We start from the raw sequence: 22,703 nt of genomic DNA, 5'->3' as shown, positions 1-22,703 counted from the left end.
CCGATCATGGGGATATCGCCCGGGTCCGCGATTGGAGGCCCTGGCTCTCGTGCAGGTGGCAGAGGGCACAGGCCAGGGCGTCGGCGGCATCCGCCGAGGGCTGCGCCGAGAGCCCCAACAAGGCGCGCATCATGTGCTGCACCTGACCCTTGTCGGCATGACCCACCCCCACCGTCGCCTTCTTGATCTGCAGGGCCGTGTACTCGTGGACATCAAGGCCGGCGCCGGCGAGGGCGACCAGCGCCGCCCCGCGCGCCTGACCAAGCTTCAGGGCGCTATCGGGATTGCGGGCCAAGAACACCCTCTCTACCGCGCACACATCCGGCCGATAGTGTTCGACCACCTCGGCGAGCCCGGAGAAGATCCGGTGCAGGCGCTCGGCCACGGTCCCCGATATCGAGACCACCACGCCGCAGGCCACATAGCCCGGCCGCCCCCCCTGATCGTCGACGATCCCAAATCCCGTGCGTCGCGATCCGGGGTCTACACCCAAGACCCGCATCACGCGCCCCCCTTATGCCGATTCCTCCATGAAGGTGGCGTTGGTATAGACCGTCTGGACATCATCAAGGTCCTCCAGCGCCTCCAGAAGCTTCATCACCCGCTCCGCATCCTCGCCGGCCAGCACCACATCGGTGAGCGGCCGGATGACGATTTCCACCGAAGACGGTGTAAGGCCACGCTGCACGAGCCCTTCGCGGACGCTCATCATCTTGTCGGGCGCGGTCAGCACCTCGACCCCCTCGCCCGGCACCGCCGCGATATCGTCCGCACCGGCCTCCAGCGCGGCCTCCAGCAAGGCCTCCTCGTCGCCATCCGCAAACATTAGCACGCCGCGCTTTTCGAACAGATAGGCGACCGACCCCTCCGTTCCCAGGTTCCCGCCGTGCTTGCTGAATGCGTGCCGCACCTCGCCTGCCGTCCGATTGCGGTTGTCCGTGGTACATGCCACCAGCACCGCAGCGCCGGCCGGTCCGTAACCCTCGTACTGGATCTCCTCGTAATGGGCACCCTCCAGTTCGCCCGTGCCACGCTTTATGGCGCGCTCGATATTGTCCTTGGGCATGTTTTGCCCTAACGCCCGATCGATCGCAAGCCGCAGCCGCGGGTTGTGGGATACGTCACCACCGCCTACGCGCGCGGCTATCGTGATCTCGCGGATCGCCTTCGTGAAGATCTTGCCGCGCTTGGCGTCCTGAACGCCCTTGCGAAACCGAATATTGGCCCATTTGCTATGCCCGGCCATACACTTATCCCCTCAATCCCCAAAGCGCCCGCACGCAAGATAGGTGCCGATGACGCGCGCGCTCACACGACTCATGACAAGGCCCGCATGCGACAGCGGCAACGCTACCGCATCGCGTGCGCCCCGTAAACGGGTCTCGCATGCCCGAAGGACACCGTCGTGTGCCCCTCCCGCCAACAAACATCGCGCCAAACCGTATGGTTTGAGACCGGTCACTACACCAAACCGCGGTATCGCACCGAGCCGCAGGCCGTGGACCAGGACTGGGGCCGCGACCCCGAACAATCCGCGCACGGCCGGACAACGGTAGAGCCGCCGCGCCGCGCGGCTCCCCCGAAAGGGCGCACCCAGGACCACGGCGCGCTCATAGGCCCGCGGATGATACCGACAAAAATCCGCGACTACGATGCCTCCGAGGCTGTAGCCGACGACATAATGAGCGCCGCTCACGGCCATCAAATGCGCCAGCGCCTCACGCGCCGCCGGCAACGCCGCGCTCCGTGCGTCATATCGGTAGAGGATCGCGCGCAGACCATGGCGGCGCAGCCGCCATGCCAGCAACCAGAGCGCCGGCCGACCAAACCACAAACCGGGCACCAGCACCACTTTTTCGTTAGGAGGGCAGGAATCCCCGCTCACGACCCAGGGCCTCCAGGGCCCAGCGGTTGCTCGCCGAGGTCACGCGCGCCACGGCCGCCGGCCACGCGAGCCATTCGTAGGCCACATGCTCAGCGGGCCGGAGCGCCACCGGCACCCGCCCCGGCAGCTCCAGCGAAAAGACGTGCTCGGTATTGTGCAGGGTACCCGGACGATAGCGATGCCGCCATTGCGGGAAGATCTCATAGCGGTGACTCACCTCCCAATCGCGCCAGCCGGTCTCGGCCACGATACCGGTCTCCTCAAAGAGCTCCCGGCAGGCCGTCGCGAGCCGGTCCTCCTCACACCACTCAAGGCTGCCGGTCACCGACTGCCAGAACTCGACATGGTCGGCCCGGCGCAACAACAGCACCTCGCCCGGGGTGGTAAAGATCACCACCAGGACCGATTCCGGTCGCTTGAAAGATGATGGCCCGCCGCCGGCCATATCAGACCCGCGGGGCGGTGCTCAAAAGCGCCAGGTCCGCGAGCTGCTGGGCGGAGACCGTCGACGGGGCCTCGGTCAGGGGGCAGGTCGCCTTCTGGGTCTTGGGGAAGGCAATGACATCGCGGATCGACTCGGCGCCCGCCAGCAGCGCGCACAGACGATCGACCCCGAACGCGAGCCCGCCGTGAGGGGGTGCCCCAAAGCGCAGGGCGTCGAGCAGGAACCCGAATTTTTCGCGCGCCGTGGCCGCGTCGATCCCCAGCACCCCGAAGACCTGCTCCTGCAGTCTAGGTTCGTGAATACGGATCGAGCCGCCGCCCACCTCCGTGCCGTTTAGCACGAGATCATAGGCGCGCGCGCGTACCCGCCCCGGATCGGTCAGGAGATAACTTAAGTCATCGGACCGCGGGGCGGTGAATGGATGATGCATCGCCTGAAAGCGCCTATGCTCCTCATCGTATTCGAGCAGGGGGAAATCCACCACCCACAAGAGTTGCCAGCCCTCCGCCACCAGCCCGCGATCGGACCCGACGCGCAGGCGCAAGGCGCCCATCGCCTCATTCACGACGCGCGCGCTATCGGCCCCGAAGAACAATAGGTCGCCTGCCTGCGCCTTCGTACGCGCCAGGATCTCGCGCACCACGGCAACACCCAGGAATTTCAGGATCGGCGACTGCAGGCCGTTTTCTGCAACCGGATCGTTCACCTTAATGTAGGCAAGCCCCTTGGCGCCATATCCCGCCACGAATGCCGCATAGTCATCCAACGCCTTGCGCGACAGATCCGCCCCGCCAGGTACGCGCATGGCGACGACCCGCGCCTTCGGATCCTGAGCGGCGGCGGCAAACACCTTGAATTCGACGTCGCGCACAAGATCCGATATTTCCACAAACTCAAGAGGATTGCGAAGATCCGGCTTGTCACTGCCAAAACGCTGCTGTGCTTCGTCGAACGTAAGCCGCGGCAGGGGTATCGGGATATCCACTCCGATCGTCTCGCGAAACACCGCCTTGACGAGCCCCTCCATGAGCCCGAGGATGGCCTGCCCGTCGAGAAACGAGGTCTCGATATCAAGCTGCGTAAATTCCGGCTGGCGGTCGGCGCGCAGATCCTCGTCACGGAAACAACGCGTCACCTGATAGTAGCGCTCGAAGCCCGCCACCATCAGTATCTGCTTGAAGAGCTGCGGCGACTGCGGCAGCGCAAAAAAGTGCCCCGGGTGGGTACGGCTCGGCACGAGATAGTCGCGCGCGCCTTCCGGGGTGGAGCGCGTCAACATGGGGGTCTCGATCTCCAGGAAGTCATGATCCTCGAGATAGCGGCGTGCGGTGCGAATCAGGCGATGGCGCAGATGGAAATTGTCGCGCATGACCGCGCGCCGCAGGTCGAGGTAGCGATACTTGAGGCGCACGGCCTCGCCGATGTCGGGCTCGTCTAATGGAAACGGCAAGGCATCGGCGGTATTCAGGATCACAAGCCCGGTGGCGTCGATTTCGAAGGCCCCGGTTGGCAGTGCCGGATTCTCGGTCCCGGCCGGACGTTGCCGCAAGATCCCGCTGACCTCCAGTACGTACTCGCTACGCAACTCCTCGGCGCGCGCAAAAACCTCCGGGCGGGCGGGATCGAAGACCACCTGGACGAGGCCGCCGCGGTCCCGGAGATCCACAAACAGGATGCCGCCATGATCGCGCCGGCGCTGCACCCAGCCGCAGACCACCACCGCCGCGCCAGCTCCGAGCGCAGGCAATTCTCGACTCAAATGTGTACGCATAGGGACCCTAGGCCGTCGCCCTCTTGGACGCCGGGGCGGCGTCCTTCCTCGGAAGGCCGGGAACGACCATACCCATGGAGAGGATCATGCGCAAGCCCTCGTCGACACTCATGCGCAACTCCACGATGTCCTTTCTCGGGACCATGAGAAAGAAGCCCGAGGTGGGATTGGGGGTCGCCGGCACGAACACGCTTACGAGCTCAGTACCTAACAGCGCGGCGGCCTCGGGCAGGCCCTCGCCGGTCAGAAACGCGAGCGTCCAGCTCCCGGGGTGCGGATAGGGTACGAGCACGACAGTGCGAAACGAGTTCCCGCTCCCGGACATGAGCGATTCCAGGAGCTGCTTTACGCTGGAATACACCGATCGCACCAACGGGATGCGCGCAAGCAGCGCCTCGCCGACCGCCAGCAACCACTGGCCTATGACGTTGGCGGCCACCACCCCGGTCGCCATGACCGCGACCAACACGAGCAGCACGCCAAGACCCGGGATGTCACGGCCCAGCCAGTGCCCCGGCTGCATATCCGCCGGCAACACCCCCAACAGACGATTGGCGAAATCAATGAGCGACTCGACCGCCAGAAACGTGACCCCGAGCGGCACCCAAACGAGGAGCCCGGCCGTCAGATACCGCCGCAACCGCCCCATTCAATGGCAGCCGCAGCCGCCCCCCGCACACGCCGCCGCCGGGGCCGCGGCCTCGTCTTTGGCCTTGTCGTCGCCCTTGGGCTTGCCCTTGTCGCGAAAGTCCGTCGCATACCACCCCGACCCCTTCAGCTGAAAACCCGGCGCCGAAATGCGCTTTTTCAGGGCCGGCTTGTGGCAGGCCGGGCACTCGGTGGCCACTTCCCCTATCTTTTGCATAATCTCGGCATGCTGGCCGCAGGCATCACAAACATACTCGTAGATTGGCATAAAACCTCGCAAAAACCGTTAGCCCAACACCCATGATATGGGGCCGGAGACGGAAGAAATCAACAGCAGTAGTATAGCGAAAACCGCGGTACCCGGCACATCATACGCGCAAACCCGGGAAAAACACGCAAAACGCCTTCCCCTGGGGATTTTTTATGCTAAGTTAACGGCGTTGTTCCCAACCATCAAATAGGACACTCATGGCAACGAAAAACAAGGCCCCAAGCAAAAAAGCGACCAAGAAACCGATGTCGAAGTCGGAGCTCTTGTCCCACTTGGCGGACAAAACGAACCTGAAGCGCAAGGAGGTCAGCGCGGTATTCGACGAACTGGTCACCGTCATAAAGCGCGATATCAAGGGAGGACCGGGGGTATTCAACGTGGCGGGCCTCATGAAGATCAAGGTGGTCCGCAAGCCGGCCACGCGCGCGCGCAAGGGGATCAATCCCTTCACGAAGGAAGAGATGGTCTTCAAGGCCAAGCCCGCGCGCAATGTGATCAAAATTCAGCCGCTGAAGACCCTGAAGGGGATTTTCTAAAGTCCGGAGGGCGGCGAGGACGGACGGCGCCCATGCCGGCCGTCCTCGCCTCTCGGGGGCGGCGGTCATTTCAACCGGCCCCGAGAGGCGCAAAGGATCGCGCCACGCGGCGGGGCGATGGCCATCGTGCGCCCACGGACCTCGCACCGGCCCCGACCCGCACACCTCACCTATCCGCATCATACGCCCCGTCGGCCTCGTCCCTATCGCGGATCGCGGCATCGCTCGCCACCTCGACCGTCACCGAACGAACGTGCCGTAGTGTCCGGGATACAAACCGCACCGCCGCACTCAGATCCCTCCACGAGCGCGGCTTGCCATTACGATTCAAGAGGAGGGCCCCCTGGTTCGTCCCCTGCGGCTCGATGAGCATGCGATACCAGATCCCACCCCGCTGCCGTATCGGCACCAAGCGCACGGTTATGGGAATCTTGCTCTTCCCGAGCCAAACGAGATCGGAATGTTGTGTGGTGAGCATTTACGACGAACGACCTCTCCTTGAAGGTTGGACTGCGCCAAAACACCGTTTTGCCACACAAATCGCGCGTTTGCCATGCCCGACAACGACTTCCATGATGCCTGCCGCCAACATCGGATCTTTGGTATACGCACTACACAAGCTTGGTATAATCCCGATCGGGAGGCGTAGCGCAAGCGGCGAACAGACCTAGCCATGCGCTCAAAGGGGGTCAGGCCATTGAATATAAACCTCAAGGCCGTAAGATAGGGACCGAGCACGGGGATAGAAAGCGAAACACCGGGAGTCGTCATGGTCAGTTGGGGTGCCATAGCCCAGCAAATATCGCAGGTGACGGGCAAGCCCTTCATGGCGCGCGTGATCCGCGAGGCGCATGTGTCGGCCCTGAATCACACGACGATACTAAGCGACGACACAGAGTCGTACTTCGTCAAACACAATGCCCCGGGTTTTATCGAGATGTTTCGCGCCGAGGCCCTGGGACTCCATGAAATCGCCAACACCCTCACCGTGCGCGTCGCCAGGCCGGTCTGCTGGGGCGCTACCGACGAGATCTCCTATCTTGTCCTGAACTATTTCGAACTGTCCGCGCGTACCCGGTCGGATGATATCGAGCTGGGCCATACGCTGGCGGCCCTGCATGCCCGCCACTCGCCCTACTTCGGCTGGTACCGTGACAACACCATAGGGACCACGCCGCAGATCAACACGCCGCACGCCGACTGGGCGGCGTTTTTTCGCGACCGCCGCATCCTTTTTCAGCTCGACCTCGCCCGCAGCAACGGCCACGATGGCGCCCTTCAGGAGCTTGGCCACAAGGTGGCCGAGGCGGTACCGGTACTGCTGGAGAACCACAAACCGACCCCGAGCCTTCTCCATGGGGATCTCTGGTCAGGCAATTGTCTTGCCAACGACGAGCGCCCCATCGTCTTCGATCCGGCGGTGTATTATGGGGACCGGGAGGCCGACCTCGCCATGACCGAGCTCTTTGGCGGGTTTTCTCCAGAGTTCTACGCGGCCTATAACGAGGCCGCTCCGCTCGAGAACGGGTACCAAGTGCGCAAAACGCTCTACAATCTGTACCATGTACTGAACCACCTGAACCTCGCAGGCGGGGGCTATCTGGGTCAGGCGCAACGCATGATGGCACAGCTGCTGGCCGAGATCGGGCATTAACCAACCACCTTCCCGGAAAACCGGGGTAGGCACGGAGAGGCGCTATGTTAGTCAAAGACGTAATGACCACCAATGTTCGGACCGCGCGCGGCGATACGCGTATTCGCGACGTGGCGATTTTGATGTGCTTTCATCGCATCAGCGGCCTACCGGTCGTGAATGACGACGGCGCGATCGTCGGTGTGATTTCCGAAAAGGACGTCTTGCGAGCCATGTACCCTAAGGTCGACGAGGCCTTGCGGCTCGCCCAGACACCGCACTTCGAGGAACTGGAGGCTGAATACCGCGACGTGCTGAACCTGCATGTCGACAGCCTCATGAGCAAACGCGTGTTCACGGTGGCCCCGACGGACCCCATACTGCGCGCGGTATCGGTCATGTTCGCGCACAAGATCCGCCGTATCCCGGTCGCCGACCATGGTCGCCTTGTAGGCATCCTCAGCATCGGGGACGTCCACAAGGCGATTTTCAAGGAGACCTTCGATCGCGAGTTCGGTCACGAACATGCGCAGCTCGGCGACGTCCAGGACAAGCGGCTCGTATCCCCTTAACCCGCCTCAGTCAGCGTGGCGGAGGGCTCGGGGTCGGCCATCACACGAAATTCCGGGGACCCCTGGGCCGTGCCCGGGGCACCCTTCCCACGCAGCTTTATGGCAAGCCGCAGCTCGTTGACGGAATCGGCATTGCGCAGCGCATCCTCATAGCTGATGGCGCCGTTCTCGTAGAGGTCGAACAACGCCTGATCGAAGGTCTGCATGCCCTGCTCGCGTGACTTCGCCATCACCTCCTTCAAAGAATGGACCTCGCCCTTGAAGATGAGATCCGCCACCAGGGGCGTATTGAGCAAGACCTCGACCGCCGCCGCACGCCCCTGTCCGTCGGCGCGCGGGATGAGCCGCTGGGAGACGATGGCGCGCGCATTCAACGACAGGTCCATCAACAGCTGATTGCGCCGTTCCTCGGGGAAAAAATTCACGATCCGGTCCAGGGCCTGATTGGCGCTGTTGGCGTGCAGGGTGGCCATGCACAGGTGCCCGGTCTCGGCAAAGGCGATCGCATACTCCATCGTCTCGCGATCCCGGATCTCGCCGATCAAAATCACATCCGGGGCTTGGCGCAGCGTGTTCTTCAACGCCGCGAACCAGTTATGCGTGTCGGCCCCGACCTCGCGATGGGTAATGAGGCAGTTCTTGTGGCGATGCACGTACTCCACCGGATCTTCGATAGTGATGATATGGCCGTGGGAGTGTTCATTGCGGTAATCGATCATCGCCGCAAGCGAGGTCGATTTCCCGGAACCGGTGCCGCCGACCAGGATCACGAGGCCGCGCTTCGTAAGACACACATCACGCAACACCGCGGGGAGCTTCAGGTCATCGAACGTCGGAATCTTGCTGGTGATCGTCCGCAGCACCAACCCCACATGCCCCTGCTGAACGAATACGTTGACACGAAAGCGGCCAATGTCGGGCGGGCTTATCGCGAAATTGCATTCCTTTTCGGCCTCGAATTCCTGGCGCTGCTTGTCGTTCATGATGGCATGGGCGAATGCCTTAGTATGGATCGGCGTAAGGCGCTGCTGGCCGGCCGGCGTCATCTTGCCGTCGAGCTTTATGGCGGGCGGAAAATCGACGGATAGGAACAGATCGGAAGCCTTCTTGCTCAACATGAATCGCAGCAGGCCGTGCAGGCTGGCGGTGGCTTGTTCGGGTGTCATGACATCCTCACTTCATTCAAGAAACGGCGCGCAAGCCGGACTGCGAGTCGTCGGGAACGACTGCCCGGCCCTCGTCTAAGCGTAGCCGCAAAGCCCGGGAAGGAAAGGGGGTGGGTCGGTTCAGGCAGTAAGCAGGGCCGCTACCGCGGCCGTCAGGGCCTGGGCCGCGGATCGGCCGGGCGGCAGGCTCGCACAGCGCGCGAACTGTCCGGCAACGGGCGCGAATGAGTCGTCGATCCGCCCGCATACGAGGTACACCGGCCGGCCGAAGCGGCGCGCGTAGGCCGCCACCAGCTGCGGCCCCTTCCCGTAAACCGTCTGGGCATCGCACGCCCCCTCGCCGGTCAGGACCAAGCCGGCGGTCTCGATGGCCGCAGACAGGCCGGTCAGACGCGCGATCATGGCGGCACCGGGGACCAGGCGCGCACCCAGGAGCGCGCACGCGAAACCGAGGCCGCCCGCCGCCCCGCTTCCGGGGCGCCCCCGGACAGAGACCGCGAACGCCGCCTCCAGGCGATCGGCGGCATGGCGCAGACGGCGGTCGATGTCGGCGAGCAGGGCCGGGCCGGCGCCCTTCTGCGCGGCAAACAAGGCGGCCCCCGAAGGACCGGCAAGAGCGTTTACGACATCCGTCAGAACGAGCAACCGGGTATGCGCCAACCGGCGATCGACACCCCTAACATCCACGCCGCCTATCCGGTCTAGGACCTCGAGATCCGGGTGCGCGAGACCCGCAAAGCGCACCCCCAAGGCCGCCAGCAGCCCAACCCCGGCGTCGCACGTGGCGCTACCCCCGAGGCCAAGGTAGATGGTGCGTACCCCGCCATCAAGGACATGGCGCACGAGCCGGCCCAACCCTTCCGTGGAGCGCGTCACGAAGGGACAGCGGGCCCCGGAAAGACCGATCACCTGCGCGCTTTCGATGAGAGCCACCGCCCCCTGGCGGCGCGTAATGAGTCCGAAGGGCACTGTGCGCATATGACCGCAGCTGTCCGGGACATCGAAAAACCGTATATCGGCCTTCAACGCGCGCGCCAGGACCTCGAGGGTCCCGTCGCCACCATCCGGCATGGGCCGCAACCGCACCGGGCGCCCCGGACAGGCCTGGGCCACGCCGCACGCCATAGAGCGCGCCGCCTCAAGGGGCGACAAGGTCCCCTTGAAGGCGTTAGGGGCCACCACTACCGGCGTGTAATCCACAGCAAAAGGCTAAAGATCACGCTCAACAACAGCGACACGGCCCACAAGACATGGATACGGATATCACCTACGCGCAGTATCAGGTCCCCGGGAAGCCGTTGCCACGGCAGGCGGCCGCGCGCCTCCCATGCCAAACCCACGATGATCAGAACGATGCCTGATATGATCAGCAGTCGTGCCACAAGCCGCCTCCGCAACGAAACGATCAGGTCTTATCGTGCGATGCGCGCATCACCCGCGCAAGATTCGCCGCCAGCTCACGGACATCATAGGGCTTGGCGATCACGCCGACAAACCCGTGATCCCGGTAGGCGGACATCACCGGATCGTTGCAATAGCCGCTCGACACCAGCAGGCGCGCATCGCGGTCGATGGCGAGGATACGGCGCGCCGCCTCGCGCCCATCCATGCCGCCCGGTACCGTGAGGTCGACGATGACCGCATCGGGCCTGCGACCTTCGGCGAACCGCGTGCCATACAGCGAGACCAGCGATTCGCCGTCGGCGACCAACTCTACCTCATAACCCAGATGCCCCAATATATCGGCGCACACGGTACGCACCGGCTCCTCATCGTCCATGATCACGACATAACCGCGACCCCCGTCGGGCTCCCCGCGGGCAGGTCTTTCGTCGGCGGCGGAAGTGGAATGCGTATCGGCGGCCGGCAGATAGATCTCGAAGCGCGCGCCGCGACGGCTGTCACCGATACCGATATGGCCACCGTGGCGTTGCACCACGGAGTAAGCGGTGGCAAGCCCGAGGCCAGTGCCCGACTCCTTGGTGGTGAAATAGGGGTGAAACACCCGTTCCCGATCAGTCTCGGGAATACCCGGTCCTTCGTCTTCGATGAACAACCGAACATACGGGCCCTCTTTCAAGGGCGGGACCTCATTGGCACGCAGGCGGATATTGGACCCGCCCACGGTTATGGTCCCACCCGCGGGCATGACCTGGATGGCGTTCAACAGAATATTGGACAAGGCCTGCGACATCTGGCCCGGATCGAATTCCGCGCTCCACAGATCATCGGGAAACGTGAACGATGTCACAGTCTTGGTCCCATGGAGCAGAAACCGCGCCGTATCCTCGATCAGGGCTCGCAGAGAGCCGGTCTTCTTCAAGGGCGCCCCACCCTTGGCAAACGTCAACAATTGCTGGGTGAGATCACGGGCGCGATAAAAGGCCTGATCCGCCTGCTCTAAGAGCGCTCGCATCGGGGAGTCAGGCGGGACATGCAGACGCATAAGGCTTATGTTGCCAAACAACGCCGTAAGGATATTATTGAAATCATGGGCGATGCCGCCGGCAAGAAAGCCAATGGCCTCCAGTTGGCGGGCACGCAGCAAGGCATCTTCTATACGCTGCTTCTCGGTCACATCGCGAAACACGAGCACGACTCCAATAAGGCGTCCCGCGGCATCGCGGATCGGGGCCCCGCTATCGGCGATCAGGCGGCGACTGCCGTCGCGGGCGATCAGGGCGGTATGGTTGGCGAGTTCGATGACGGCATTGGTGCGCAGTACCTGGCTCACCGGATCTTCGCGCGGCTCGAGGGTACGCTCGTGAACGACCCGAAAGACCCGCGAGAGCGGCTGACCCAGGGCATCGGCGAGCGGCCACCCGCAAAGGGTCTCGGCGACGCGATTCAGGAGGGTCACGCGTCCGGCGGTGTCGGTGGTGATGACCCCATCCCCGATACTCCGCAAGGTCACGAGCAGGCGTTCGTGCTCGGCCGCCAGCGACTCCTGATAACGGTTGCGGGCGGTGACGTCGCGCATGAAAAGCGCAAAGCCTAGACGCCGGCCGCGCTCGTCGCCGATCTCGGCCAAGGTCACACCCACATCGACCCGCTGCCCGACTGCGTTGCATAGACTGACATCGCGCCGCATCACGGCATGTCCGTCCATGACCTCTGCCAACACCGAAAGGAGGGTAGGCGTATCCCCAGCGCCTCCCGGGCACGAGAGAAAGTCGAGCGACCGCCCGACGGTGGCGTCCTCGTCGTAGCCAAACATCGCCATCGCGCCGTCATTCCAGAGATTGATCGTACCTTGCGCGTCGAGAAACACGATGCCGTCCGGGGCATTGAGCAGCACGCTTGCCAGGTACTGGTTCGACTGCAGGAGCCGGCGCACGTTGGTGGGCTGCGGGATCTGGCGCAACAGATGGGTGTTGATGGCCTCCACGGTCGCACTGCGCGCATGGCGGCGGACGGCGGCAGCCATATGATCGGCGAGCTCGTCGGCCAGGCGTGCGCTGTCTGCGTCCTGCATGCGATACAAATCGCCGAACAAGCCGCGCACCGTGAGCTCGTTTTGTAAGACTAAAAGGCGCAGCGCGGGGGCCAGAAATATGATCAGCGCGCCCGGCCACAAAGAACGGGCGAGGCGCGCCGTGGCAAATAGCGGCGTCACATCCGGGGCCAACAGCACCACCAGCGGCGCTGCGGACATGGTGCCGGCGAGATTGTCGGCTGACTCGATGAAAATCCGTTGAAATGATATCTGGCACGCCGCGGCCGCGGTTCGCACCCGCTCCGCAAGGGGATCCGACGACCGCTCCCGCGCCCGATCGTCGATGAACAACGCCAAGTGTCCCGCTATCAAAGGATCGGCAATCCGAGCAATAAGCGCCCGGTCCACAGACGCAGCAAGGCCGACGTCGGCGACATCACGGGTGCGGCATGCGCATCGCGCAGCAATCGCGCCTGCACGGCATTGTCACGATACGCCGCACCCCCGCACAAGGTCATGGTCTCTGTCGTGACCTCGACTGCCATCTCGCCGGCACCCACCTTGCAAGCCAGGATCGCCGGCAAGGCGTCCGGGTCGTTGGCGTCGGCAAGTTCGGCGGCATGATAAGCCAGTAGGCGCGCCTGTTGGACGCGCGCCCACAGGGCCCCCACCTTATCCTGGATCATATCGGCGTGCGCAAGCGATTCTCCGGAACGACTGAAGGTCCGCTCGCGCATGTGCGCGAGGGCGTTGGCCAATGCCGCCTGGGCGATGCCGTTGTAGGTGCCGGCCATGGCCGTAAGGAAATACGGGGCGACGATCTGAAAAAAATACCATACCTCGTCGCCCTCGTCGCCAAGCCGATTGGCACGTGGCACGCGCACATCGTCTAGCCGCAGCCCCCGCGAGGAGTTGCCACGCAGACCCATACCGTTCCATGGCTCGAGCCAGGATAGGCCGGCCGCGGTCTTATCGACGAGGACGCATGAGAATTCGCCCTGCTCGTTGGATTCGCTGGCCTGAGTCGAGACCACATAGGAGTCGGCGTGAGAGCCATTGGTCACGAATTGCTTGGTGCCGCACACCCGATAATCGAGACCGTCCTGTCGCAGCTCTGTATCGGCGAGGTAGGCATGCGCTCCATGACCGGCCTCGGATAGCGCCAGGGTCGTAATGTGTCGCCCCTGGGCGATGGGCGCCAGATAACGCTCCTCCTGGTCGCGCGTGGCCTTCGCGGCGATCACCGCCGAGCCCACGCAATGCATGCCATAGCATAACGCCGAAGACGCACAGGCCTGCGCCAGGGTCTCGGTCGCCATCACCAGGGCCGAGAAACCCTCCTCCAGCCCTCCCAGCCGTTTCGGAACATGCAACCCCATGAGGCCTGCGTCCGCCAACGCCGCGAAGCTTGTCGCGGGCCATTGGGCCTCCTGGTCGACTCTGGCCGCGTGCGGCCTCAATACCTCCTCGGCCACCGCGGTGAATCGCGCCTGCAGTGACCGTAGCCGTGCGGGAATGACTTTCATGGGCAGAATCCGGCAAGGCCCTGCATCACACTCTCCTCCTGCAAGAATGGCAGATCGGCATCCACACCCCGCCCGTCAACGGGGCCGCAATTGGGTGTCCAGAGAGGCGACCCGATCATAGACCACACCAGCCGTCAGGCTACCGGAATCGGTATAGGCATGGTGTCCGTCAAAATGGCCGCCGAAATCACCCTTCGGGCGAGGCTTGCGCGCTGCCCGCAACTCCGCGGCCCCCACATACGGGGGGAGACATGAAATGGTCAGTATACCGCGTACCCTGTCCCCGTTCACCGTGACACACGGCACGCCGCGGCACATAAAGCCGAACGCCGTGTCCGATATCGAGGCTACGTCCCGCAAGCGCAACGGCCGCATAACCACGCCCGGGCGCAGGCGCGCACCTATGGTCTCGCCGCGGCTCATCCCATGCCCGTAGGCGAGGAGGTCCGTTCAGGACCGGGCAGTCAAGGCGGTAGGCACCCGTTCTCACGTTGCCCAAAAGACGCGGGAATACGCGGTGCGAGTGTCGTCACGAGTGTCGTCACGGGCCCGCCAGGGTCGGGGAATAAGGCGGCCGCCGCCCCAACGACCCGGCGCGCCTCCCGTCCTCTCCCGGATGACAGTCGCCCCGGATAGGGCACCACCAACGAAAGGCTGCGCATAACGGCCGGCATGGTCAAAGATCGCACGACGGCACAAGACGGCGTTACCGAAAGGCACAGGCGGGATCCCATCGCGGCATGGCGGAACGAAGACCCGCGGTTCCATCGCAAGCAGGGCGCTCACGACCGGCACGGGCAGGCGTGGTCGCGCGCCCAGCACGCTCACAGAGAGCGCGATACCGTTGATCTGACAATCGCTCTATAGCGGCGCCTGCGCATGCGTCTCGGTCCCGGAACCGCATGGCCCCGGCCCGAAAGGGGCGTAGCCCAGCCTTAAGATAGCCCTGCGGGCTGTCCCGCCATGCAGGAGAGCCTCGCCGCCCAGGCCATGACCGCGCGGCCCATGGCAGGCAGTAGGCGGGCCTGAACGCACCCGGTACTACGGAGAGTGCAAACGGCATCCCCGGTGGACGGACGAACCGCGGCCGGACCATCGTCGCGCCCCACAACAAGGGCGCGACGACGCCTCTCATCCCCCGTGCATGAGTCCCAGGATACCGATGACGATTAGATAAATGGCCACGATATAGTTGAGTAGGCGCGGGACGATGAGAATGAGGATGCCGGCGATCAGCGATATGACGGGTGCGAGCGCAATGTGGAGAAGATACATGGGCGTAGTCTCGTAGAGGACTGGAGGCGACGAGCTTACCTGATTTCCGTCAGGCTCGTCCCTCCTCCCTGGCAGGCGCGGGAGGAGGCCTTATCTTCCGGGCCGCGCACGATCACATCAGATCGACGAGGGAGGCCTGCGGGTCGAGGCCGCCGACCGGCTTATGTGGGCAACCGGCTGCGTCAGGCCATGACGCATGACATAGTGCTCGGCACGCGCGACCAAGATGGTCATGGCGAGCCCGAGAGCGGCGAACACGGCGGTCGCCTTGAGACGACCTATGCCATGGACATAGATGCTCGCGATAATAAGCAGCGCAAACCACCAGAACAACCCCGCGAGCGTCAAATAGGGCACGAACCCCATGACCGTGGTCACCGGCGAAATCGCATAGCTGTAGGCAAACGTACGGTAGGCGGTCTCATAGGGCTGCACAGAACCCATGAGCCTCCAGAATACGAAAAACACAGTCGTGAGCACGAAACCAGACAGGGTCAACGCCAACGGCGCAAGCACGAAGGCATGGACGGCAAACGCGAGCCCCGCCGCAGGCCCGACGGCCAACGCCTCAAAAAGGGACAACAACAACATATCGAACAGACCGATGACGAGCAAGAACACATATGGGGTCCGAAACCCACCCTGCCTCGGCATCGTCTCGAAGAACGCCACGGGCCTTAATATGACGTTTATGGCCGTGTCACGAATGACCCTCAAAACCCCGACAACCGTATCCCCTGACCGCATCGTAGCCCCTTTGTACGGGGCCGAGCATACCAGTGCCCGCCAGGTGACGGCTAGGCCCGGGGCACAACCAAACACGGCAACGCCCCCACGACAGGTACCGCTGGACGCCGCCCAAGCGCCCGCCACGGGGCATACATACGATACTACGGCAACGAGGCCAGCGGGGGGCCGGCCCCCCGCCCCTCCAAAGACCCTCTGAAGCCTGCCCGGCAGGCTAGGGCCCGCGCTGACCGGCCACCGTCTCCAGTCAGGAATATTGACGCTCCCTACCACACCCGCACGTCCCGTCCACGACCAAGGCGCCACCTCTGCCAAAAAGTGCGTATGGCGCCCGGGGCCCCAGGTCGCGAGACCCTCAAGATGCGCCGCCGCGAGAACCGGGATCCGAGCACCCGGCCCTCGCCTCGCACCCCGCCGACGCCCGTAAACCGCGTTAGGTGCCGCCTGCCGACCCACCGCTACCCGATGACCCACCGCTACCCGATGACCCACCGCTACCCGATGACCCACCGCTACCCGATGACCCCATACCGCCGCCTGAGGGTGCCGTGCCCCCGCTCGTCCCGCTGCCGCCGCTACCGGTTCCACCACCATTGGCGCCGCCCGCGGTCCCCGACGACGACGTCGCCCCTGATCCATGGGTGGCCTCGCCGCTCTCCTTATGATGGCAGGCCGTCAACATCGTCATCAAAAGCAGGGAACTGCCAACCGCCACTAACTGCCTTCTCATAGCGCTCCTCCTTCCCGTCTGTGCATGAGACATCCGAAGCGCGCAACGATAGCAAGCCGTTTTCGAGTCTGCATGAGACCTATGGCAACCCCACCTAAGGGGCCGTCGCAGTCCCCCCAACGGCGATATACGGCCTGCTGCCCACGATCGCGGCATCGGCCGCCAGGTCGGCCCACGCCCGAACCAGAGCCATCAACGAGGCCGTAACGAGACTTTCATGTAGGCCGGCGGCCAGCACTGTGCGGCCGTCCTCGAGGCCCGCCACCTCGACGATTGCCAAGGCCTGCGCGTCCGATCCGGCGCGCACCGCCCGCTCCTCGTAATGGCATAAACGCATCGCCCCCGGCAATGCCCGGCACGCCGCGTCCAGCGGGCCGTTCCCGTACCCCTCATAGCGCACGGTCTGCCCGTCAATGGCAAGGTGCAGTCGCACCCGATCACCGTCGATGCCGGCCTCAAGATCATGGCCCTGGTATCGGACCGTTTGCGGATCCTTCAAGTAGCGATCGCAAAAAACCTTCCAGATATCGGCCGCCGTAATCTCGCCTCCCTCCTCGTCGGCGCGCGCTTGTACCGCCGCGCCCAATCCGATCACCATCCGGCGCGGCAGCACGACCCCATAGTGCGTCTCCAGGAGATGGGCGACGCCGCCCTTGCCCGACTGGCTGTTTACGCGAATCACCGCCTGATAGTCGCGCCCCACGTCCTTTGGGTCGAGCGGCAGATAGGGCACATTCCAGGGGGCATCCGGGCGCTGCGCCGACAGACCTTTGTGGATCGCATCCTGATGAGACCCGGAAAACGCCGTGTAGACGAGATCGCCGACGTAAGGGTGGCGTGGATGCACCGGGAGACGCGTCAGACGCGAGGCCTTGCGCGCGATCTCGTCGAGCCGCGAAAAATCGAGTCGCGGTGCGACCCCTTGCGTATACAGGTTCAAGGCGAGGGTCACGAGATCGACGTTGCCGGTACGCTCGCCGTTGCCGAAGAGACAGCCTTCCACACGTTCCGCGCCCGCCATCATCGCGAGCTCCGCGGCCGCCACGGCGGTACCCCGGTCGTTATGCGGGTGCACGCTCAAAATGACCGCCCGGCGCCGCGCGATGTGGCGGTGCATCCATTCCACCTGATCCGCAAAGACGTTGGGTGTCGCCACCTCCACGGTCGCCGGCAGGTTGATGATCACGGGGGCCTCTTCCGTAGCACCGAACGCCTCCACCACGGCATCGCAGATCGCCTTCGCAAAGTCCAATTCCGTGGCGCTGAACGCCTCCGGGCTGTACTGCAGGACCCATTGCGTCTCTGGTCTGCGCTCAGTCAACGCCCGCACGCGGCGCGCGGCATCGACCGCCATGGCCATGACCTCGGCCCTGGTCTTGCGAAAGACCACGTCGCGAAACACCGGCGATACGGCGTTATAGACATGGACGATCGCCCGCCGCGCGCCTGCAAGGGCCTCGATCGAACGGTCGATGAGGTCGGCGCGTGCCGGCGTGAGCACCCCTATAGTCACATCGTCCGGCACCGCGCGCCGTTCGATGAGATCCCGCACGAAGGCGAAATCGGCGCGCGACGCCGATGGGAAACCCACCTCGATCTCTTTGAAGCCCACCGCGCACAGCAATTCGAAGAATTCCCACTTCGCGTCGACATCCAGGGGCTCAAGCAGGGCCTGGTTCCCATCACGCAGATCGGTACTGAGCCAAGTCGGCGGGGCCTGCAGCGTACGCCCGGGCCACGTCCTATCCGTGAGGTTCACCGGCGCAAACGGCCGGTATTTGTGGTGCGGTGTGCTCAACATCATGGTATCTCCCAAGGTCAGTGCGACTCATACCGTGGTCGGCGGCAACTGCCGGGCAACCGTTGCTCACGGCCCGGCAGGCGCGACGCAGTCGCAGATTCCTCGAGAAATCAGAGATAGACACGCTACCACCCCAAACGCAAACAACGGAAAGTCGAAACGAAGGATTTACCGGATATTACAGGACGGAATAAGCCCGCAGTCGCTCAAACCGGCGACCGGGGCATGCAAGCTTATGGGCAAAACGCGTCATGGGCCCATATTCACCCGGATGCGTGGCGGTGTCAAGGCCGAGCCGAAGCCACACCACAGGGGGCGTATCGTAATGGCCGGCGATAGCTTATGTCCGGCAAACGAAACCCGCGGTCGGCGATCATGCCGGCCGCGGGTCAATACCTCCCATCGCCCCTTCTTTTTTCCCTACAAGCGCTTCATGCGGTCCGTCCCGTCTTGGACCACTCCCCCTCGATCCCGTCACCCCGGATTGGCTCCTGCCGCACCGCTAATTGACCAGCCATAGCGCCACGGCAATCACCCATCCGGCCACGGCAATTTCCACCAACGTCCAAGGCATCATGCTACACCCCCTCCGTTTTAGAAAGGTCCTTGATGGCCAGGCGGCATAGACCAAAGCACCCCAGGCACCGCGAACGTATAGACGGCGGCGAAGGACACCACCCACCCCAGGACGCGCTCATTCATCCGCCCCTGCATATACAGGCCCGCGAGATTCATGGCCACGAACCATACCAGGGCTATAGTAAAGTGATACATCCATGTACCCCCCGTAGGGGCTGGTGTCGTCAGAAAGAAGTAGGCGTACACGCCCGTGAGCCACCCTATGAAGATCGCGACCGCACCCAACTGGTGGCGCGATTCGACACGAAAGATCTGGGTCAGCCCAAGGGCCGTGAAGAAGAACGCGTACATGCCGGCAAGCCCGGTCACGAGGTTCGTGAGCGGCCCAAGCCCCTGCGCCACCATCATAGCGATCAGAAACGGCCACCACATAATGCCGGCCGTCGCTGTGATGATACCCACGCCGAACTCGCTGGCCTTCTTGCGCGCCGGATCGAGGTGCATGAGGCCATTGGCCAGCAGCGCAAATGAGCCGATATACATAAGCGGCGCGATCCATTTCCCATCGCTTGTCGCGAAAAACGGCTTGGCTGGCGCCAGCTCCTTCGCGATCTGCGCCAAGGAGGCCGCCGCGTCCCCGCCCCCCGTAACCGACACCGTCGCGGCCCAAGCCGGATGCATTCTCATCACAAACAGACCCAAGCCGACCACGAGCATGATCAGGCGGCCCGGCCACAGACCCGAACGGCTTTCCATTCGTTTCATAATCTCCTCCCCTTTGTTATGATTGTGATTCCCTGCTAGATCGCCTGCGCCGCCAGTGTATCCAGGCCGCGCGAAAAATGTCTTATTGCGTTTTTTTATACATCCTAACTATTTTCTATTTTTGCAATTCAGCAAATTATTTATTAATAATCGTGGCGAAGCGGCCGTCATGACACGGCGCCACAATGCCACGGGTATGCCGTGGCCGGTCGAGGATAGCCTGGGAACACACCATAGCCCCGGGCGGCACCGATAGACACGAGCCGGTTGCGCCGATGCAGTGATCCAGGGGAGCGGGAAAGGGTCGCCGTCGGGAATGCGGGTCCGATATCCTTCCGCGCCTCGGCCTACGCCACCCCACAAACAAAAGCCGAGGATTCTCATGGTGGACGACCGGATAACTCGCCCCTTTGGTAGACCCAAGGTCGTCCAGCCATGTGTGGCGTGCCCGGCAGGCACAACAGGCCTACCCCTGAAGAATGTTGGCGACACTGCAAGGGGTCGATGGGGCTGGACGCGCTTTTGGTCACGGTCGGATGAGCCGCCACACATCCGGACGCGATCAGGGCTTGTGGGCAGGCCCGACCATACCACCCGCGATCACGAAGGCGGCCAGCAACACCACGCCCCACATCAGCGCGGCGATCACGATCGCGCACATGGCTGCCAGGAAAACAAGGGCGCGCAGGGCGTGACCAAGGGGGCCTGCACCCAGGACGTGCAAAAGGATGAGGAGCAGGACCGAGATCGCGGCAATCGTCAGGCCCACCCCCATCAAGGTTCCGATGCCGGCGAGATTCAGAAACAGATAGCGGCGGTAGCCGCGACGGAAGATCTTTAAAGCGGCGCGCAGGGCCGCAGACGCCGGAAGCGTATAACGGGCCGCGAGGGCCATAGCCATGATTACGGTGTTGCCAAAAAACCCCAGGACCAGGATCGCGGCAAGCAGAAACAGGAACGGCCACAATGGGCCATAGAGCAGGACGACGGGGTGCTGGGGGTTACCACTCGCATGCATGCCGGTCGCGGCCGTACACCACACCAAGACCTGCAAGATCACAAGGCCCAGGACTTGCAAGATAATCGCGAGCAGCCAGGCCTCGCCGCGCTTTACACCCCACAAGAGATCCATAAAATGCGCGCTGCGGCCATCGGCGACGTTCGCCAGGCTGCGCATGAGGCCCATCTGCAAGACCAGCGCCACGACCGCGAGACCCCAGGAGAACAGCGCGGCACGCAAGCCCGCCGACCACGTCGACGGCGCGCGCATCGGCAGGATGTGGGCTGATACCAAAAGTGCAAACATCAGCATGGTGGTCAGCTGCAAAACCACGAACTCCGTGGTCAAGAGCGCGAAGGCCCGCCGATAGAGGGCGACACCCTGGCGGAACATCTCCAGCGGACCTTGTGATTTCCCGACTACCATACCCAACCCCCTTGCCTCTCGTAACCGGACCCCGCGCGCACAGCGACGAGGAACGTGCCGGTATGCCCACGCCATAAGCCCCGCACGCGCCCGGCGCCGTGTAGGCCTCGCCGGCCGACCTCCCGGTCTACCCAACGAGCCCCCTTTGGGCCGCCGCGGATCACACTCGGATTTTCGATCCCTTTATTTCACGATTATCGCGCCGAACATACCCATGTGGGCATGTCCGGGGATCGCGCACAGGTAATAGTAGTGTCCGGCGGCCGGGCGCCAGGTGAAATCCGCATATACCGACTTCCCGTCCCCGGGTGGCGGTGACAGCTCGGTTCCCGCCAACACCGGCCGGATCTTCGGGAACATGGGAAATGGCGGGGCCTTGCGCGTGATCTGAAAGCTGTGGCTAAAGCCCATGACGCGATCTATGAACGTGAATTTCACGGTCGTCCCGGCCCGCAAGTCGAGCGTCGGGTTGTCGACATGATGGATCTCGAATTTCGGGAATGGAAACTCGGGCTGCGGCACCACGACCGTGACGCGCGCCACGGACCCGCGATAGGAGACAATCGTGCCGTGCACCGTCCCATTATCCCGGGCCAACATGGCCCGCACCTGCGATGATGTCGCCTCCTTAAATGCGCCGGTGCGCACCAGCGGCCCCGCCGACGCAACACCGGCCTGAAGCAGGGCCCCTACCCCGAGCACCACCCCCGTTAGCGCCCGTACCCAGCCCGCGCGGCGCCCATCAGCATAATTCCCTGTCATTAATCCTTCTCCTCATGTTCGCGAGTGGCGGGCGCGGTCCCCGGCCCCACGATGCCTAGGCCCTACCCTTGGCTGACATGCCAGTCGGGCCTGCCATCTTCCCGCAGCTGTCGGCCCGTTGGCACCCACGATGAATCGTGCCGGTACCCGGAGGTGACCCCATCCCGCCATCGCATCCGATATCCTCTTGGTAATAATAGATCATGGAAAGGCAAGCGGTGGCGCCGGCATGTCCGCCGCCCCGCCTCCCGCGAACCCTCATTGACGAAAGGGCCGCTTGCGCCAACCGAGGCCTTTCTGATCACAAAGCGGCGCCGCCTAGGCGTCGCATGAAGCCCTGCAAGGACGCCACGGGCCTTACGGGCCCTCGAGAACGATATCGGTGCCACGCAAAAAACGATAAAATCCCGGCAAGAACAATCTCGGCCGGAAGCCGAAACCCCACGCATTGGCGATCTCAGGATGGCGCCATCAAGTGTAGCTAGGGGATGCGCGGGCCGCTTGTGCGGTGAGCCCCAATCAAAACATGCACCATGGTCCGCTGGGAACACAGGCGGTGGCAGCCGCCGCATCAAAAAGAGCAACCGCGAGGTCGACCAGCAATGAGGACAAGGCAGCACGGTTGCCGGACTGCGCATCGCCGGAGCATGTGACGCCGCACTCGAGTTCGGCTAGCGTGATCGAGGAAATTACCACCTCGCCACATAGCACCGCGCAAAACACGCGGCC

22 protein-coding genes are annotated in these 22,703 nt (G+C 63.6%); 3 read left to right on the top strand and 19 right to left on the bottom strand.

Annotation, left to right across the window (positions count from 1 at the left end):
• Window positions 1–4 precede the first annotated feature (4 nt).
• Genes ruvC through C4900_RS03015 form a run of 7 tightly spaced genes read right to left on the bottom strand, consistent with a single transcriptional unit; the run spans window position 5 to window position 5,017 of the window.
• On the bottom strand, window positions 5–505 hold the full coding sequence (gene ruvC / locus C4900_RS03045) for a crossover junction endodeoxyribonuclease RuvC (RefSeq protein WP_176716004.1): 501 nt from the start codon (window positions 503–505) through the stop codon (window positions 5–7).
• Window positions 506–514: 9 nt separating this feature from the next.
• A complete protein-coding gene (locus C4900_RS03040; RefSeq protein WP_065971555.1) occupies window positions 515–1,246 on the bottom strand; it encodes a YebC/PmpR family DNA-binding transcriptional regulator in 732 nt (243 codons plus the stop codon).
• Between the two features lie 12 nt (window positions 1,247–1,258).
• Complete coding sequence (locus tag C4900_RS03035; RefSeq protein ID WP_141689353.1) at window positions 1,259–1,885, bottom strand: esterase/lipase family protein; 627 nt, start codon at window positions 1,883–1,885, stop codon at window positions 1,259–1,261.
• Window positions 1,860–2,330 (bottom strand): dihydroneopterin triphosphate diphosphatase, encoded by a 471-nt coding sequence (gene nudB / locus C4900_RS03030; RefSeq protein WP_065971557.1) that lies wholly within the window; start codon window positions 2,328–2,330, stop codon window positions 1,860–1,862. Before nudB ends, C4900_RS03035 begins: the two co-directional genes overlap by 26 nt.
• A gap of 1 nt (window position 2,331) precedes the next feature.
• Window positions 2,332–4,101 carry an aspartate--tRNA ligase gene (gene aspS / locus C4900_RS03025; RefSeq protein ID WP_114282279.1) on the bottom strand — a complete coding sequence of 590 codons (1,770 nt, stop codon included), beginning with the start codon at window positions 4,099–4,101 and terminating at the stop codon, window positions 2,332–2,334.
• Window positions 4,102–4,108: 7 nt separating this feature from the next.
• Entirely contained in the window at window positions 4,109–4,750 is a 642-nt protein-coding gene (locus tag C4900_RS03020) for a DUF502 domain-containing protein (protein WP_176716005.1), read from the bottom strand.
• Window positions 4,751–5,017, bottom strand: coding sequence for an FmdB family zinc ribbon protein (locus tag C4900_RS03015; protein WP_065971559.1), 267 nt, complete (start codon window positions 5,015–5,017; stop codon window positions 4,751–4,753).
• Window positions 5,018–5,217: 200 nt separating this feature from the next.
• Between C4900_RS03015 and C4900_RS03010 the strand changes: the two genes are divergently transcribed.
• Window positions 5,218–5,556, top strand: coding sequence for an HU family DNA-binding protein (locus C4900_RS03010; RefSeq protein WP_065971560.1), 339 nt, complete (start codon window positions 5,218–5,220; stop codon window positions 5,554–5,556).
• Between the two features lie 166 nt (window positions 5,557–5,722).
• Here the strand turns inward: C4900_RS03010 and C4900_RS03005 are convergent, their stop codons facing one another.
• Window positions 5,723–6,034 (bottom strand): hypothetical protein, encoded by a 312-nt coding sequence (locus C4900_RS03005; RefSeq protein ID WP_065971561.1) that lies wholly within the window; start codon window positions 6,032–6,034, stop codon window positions 5,723–5,725.
• 291 nt (window positions 6,035–6,325) lie between these two features.
• On the opposite strand from C4900_RS03005, the gene C4900_RS03000 reads away from it, so the two are divergent.
• A complete protein-coding gene (locus tag C4900_RS03000) occupies window positions 6,326–7,210 on the top strand; it encodes a fructosamine kinase family protein (RefSeq protein ID WP_065971562.1) in 885 nt (294 codons plus the stop codon).
• Window positions 7,211–7,254: 44 nt separating this feature from the next.
• The gene (locus tag C4900_RS02995) at window positions 7,255–7,761 is read left to right on the top strand and encodes a CBS domain-containing protein (RefSeq protein WP_083996103.1); all 507 of its coding nucleotides are present in this window, start codon (window positions 7,255–7,257) and stop codon (window positions 7,759–7,761) included.
• Here C4900_RS02995 and C4900_RS02990 read toward each other — a convergent pair.
• From C4900_RS02990 to C4900_RS02930, 11 genes are all read right to left on the bottom strand, one after another.
• Window positions 7,758–8,927, bottom strand: coding sequence for a PilT/PilU family type 4a pilus ATPase (locus C4900_RS02990; protein WP_065971564.1), 1,170 nt, complete (start codon window positions 8,925–8,927; stop codon window positions 7,758–7,760). The two genes, C4900_RS02995 and C4900_RS02990, sit on opposite strands and share 4 nt — an antisense overlap.
• Window positions 8,928–9,047: 120 nt before the next feature.
• Entirely contained in the window at window positions 9,048–10,127 is a 1,080-nt protein-coding gene (locus tag C4900_RS02985; protein WP_114282278.1) for a glycerate kinase, read from the bottom strand.
• Window positions 10,109–10,309 carry a DUF2905 family protein gene (locus tag C4900_RS02980; protein ID WP_065971566.1) on the bottom strand — a complete coding sequence of 67 codons (201 nt, stop codon included), beginning with the start codon at window positions 10,307–10,309 and terminating at the stop codon, window positions 10,109–10,111. The genes C4900_RS02985 and C4900_RS02980 overlap by 19 nt, the downstream gene beginning before the upstream one ends.
• Before the next feature lie 23 nt (window positions 10,310–10,332).
• The gene (locus tag C4900_RS02975; RefSeq protein ID WP_147267109.1) at window positions 10,333–12,735 is read right to left on the bottom strand and encodes a hybrid sensor histidine kinase/response regulator; all 2,403 of its coding nucleotides are present in this window, start codon (window positions 12,733–12,735) and stop codon (window positions 10,333–10,335) included.
• The gene (locus C4900_RS02970) at window positions 12,732–13,889 is read right to left on the bottom strand and encodes an acyl-CoA dehydrogenase family protein (protein ID WP_065971568.1); all 1,158 of its coding nucleotides are present in this window, start codon (window positions 13,887–13,889) and stop codon (window positions 12,732–12,734) included. Before C4900_RS02970 ends, C4900_RS02975 begins: the two co-directional genes overlap by 4 nt.
• Window positions 13,890–15,020: 1,131 nt before the next feature.
• Entirely contained in the window at window positions 15,021–15,164 is a 144-nt protein-coding gene (locus C4900_RS02960) for a DUF3096 domain-containing protein (RefSeq protein ID WP_083996109.1), read from the bottom strand.
• A 117-nt stretch (window positions 15,165–15,281) separates the two neighbouring features.
• Window positions 15,282–15,911: a YIP1 family protein gene (locus C4900_RS02955; RefSeq protein WP_083996111.1), complete on the bottom strand. Its 630-nt coding sequence runs from the start codon at window positions 15,909–15,911 to the stop codon at window positions 15,282–15,284.
• A gap of 824 nt (window positions 15,912–16,735) precedes the next feature.
• Complete coding sequence (leuA, locus tag C4900_RS02945; RefSeq protein WP_065971572.1) at window positions 16,736–18,442, bottom strand: 2-isopropylmalate synthase; 1,707 nt, start codon at window positions 18,440–18,442, stop codon at window positions 16,736–16,738.
• 594 nt (window positions 18,443–19,036) lie between these two features.
• Window positions 19,037–19,786, bottom strand: a complete 750-nt coding sequence (locus C4900_RS02940; RefSeq protein ID WP_141689355.1) for a hypothetical protein — start codon at window positions 19,784–19,786, stop codon at window positions 19,037–19,039.
• A 562-nt stretch (window positions 19,787–20,348) separates the two neighbouring features.
• The gene (locus C4900_RS02935; RefSeq protein WP_147267108.1) at window positions 20,349–21,212 is read right to left on the bottom strand and encodes a hypothetical protein; all 864 of its coding nucleotides are present in this window, start codon (window positions 21,210–21,212) and stop codon (window positions 20,349–20,351) included.
• Between the two features lie 183 nt (window positions 21,213–21,395).
• Entirely contained in the window at window positions 21,396–21,974 is a 579-nt protein-coding gene (locus C4900_RS02930; protein ID WP_114282276.1) for a plastocyanin/azurin family copper-binding protein, read from the bottom strand.
• Between the last annotated feature and the right edge of the window lie 729 nt (window positions 21,975–22,703).

Origin of the sequence: Acidiferrobacter thiooxydans, assembly GCF_003333315.1 — a bacterium.
Taxonomy (GTDB): domain Bacteria; phylum Pseudomonadota; class Gammaproteobacteria; order Acidiferrobacterales; family Acidiferrobacteraceae; genus Acidiferrobacter; species Acidiferrobacter thiooxydans.
Note: the sequence above shows the minus strand (reverse complement) of the source record. Positions and strands in the feature narration are given on the sequence as shown.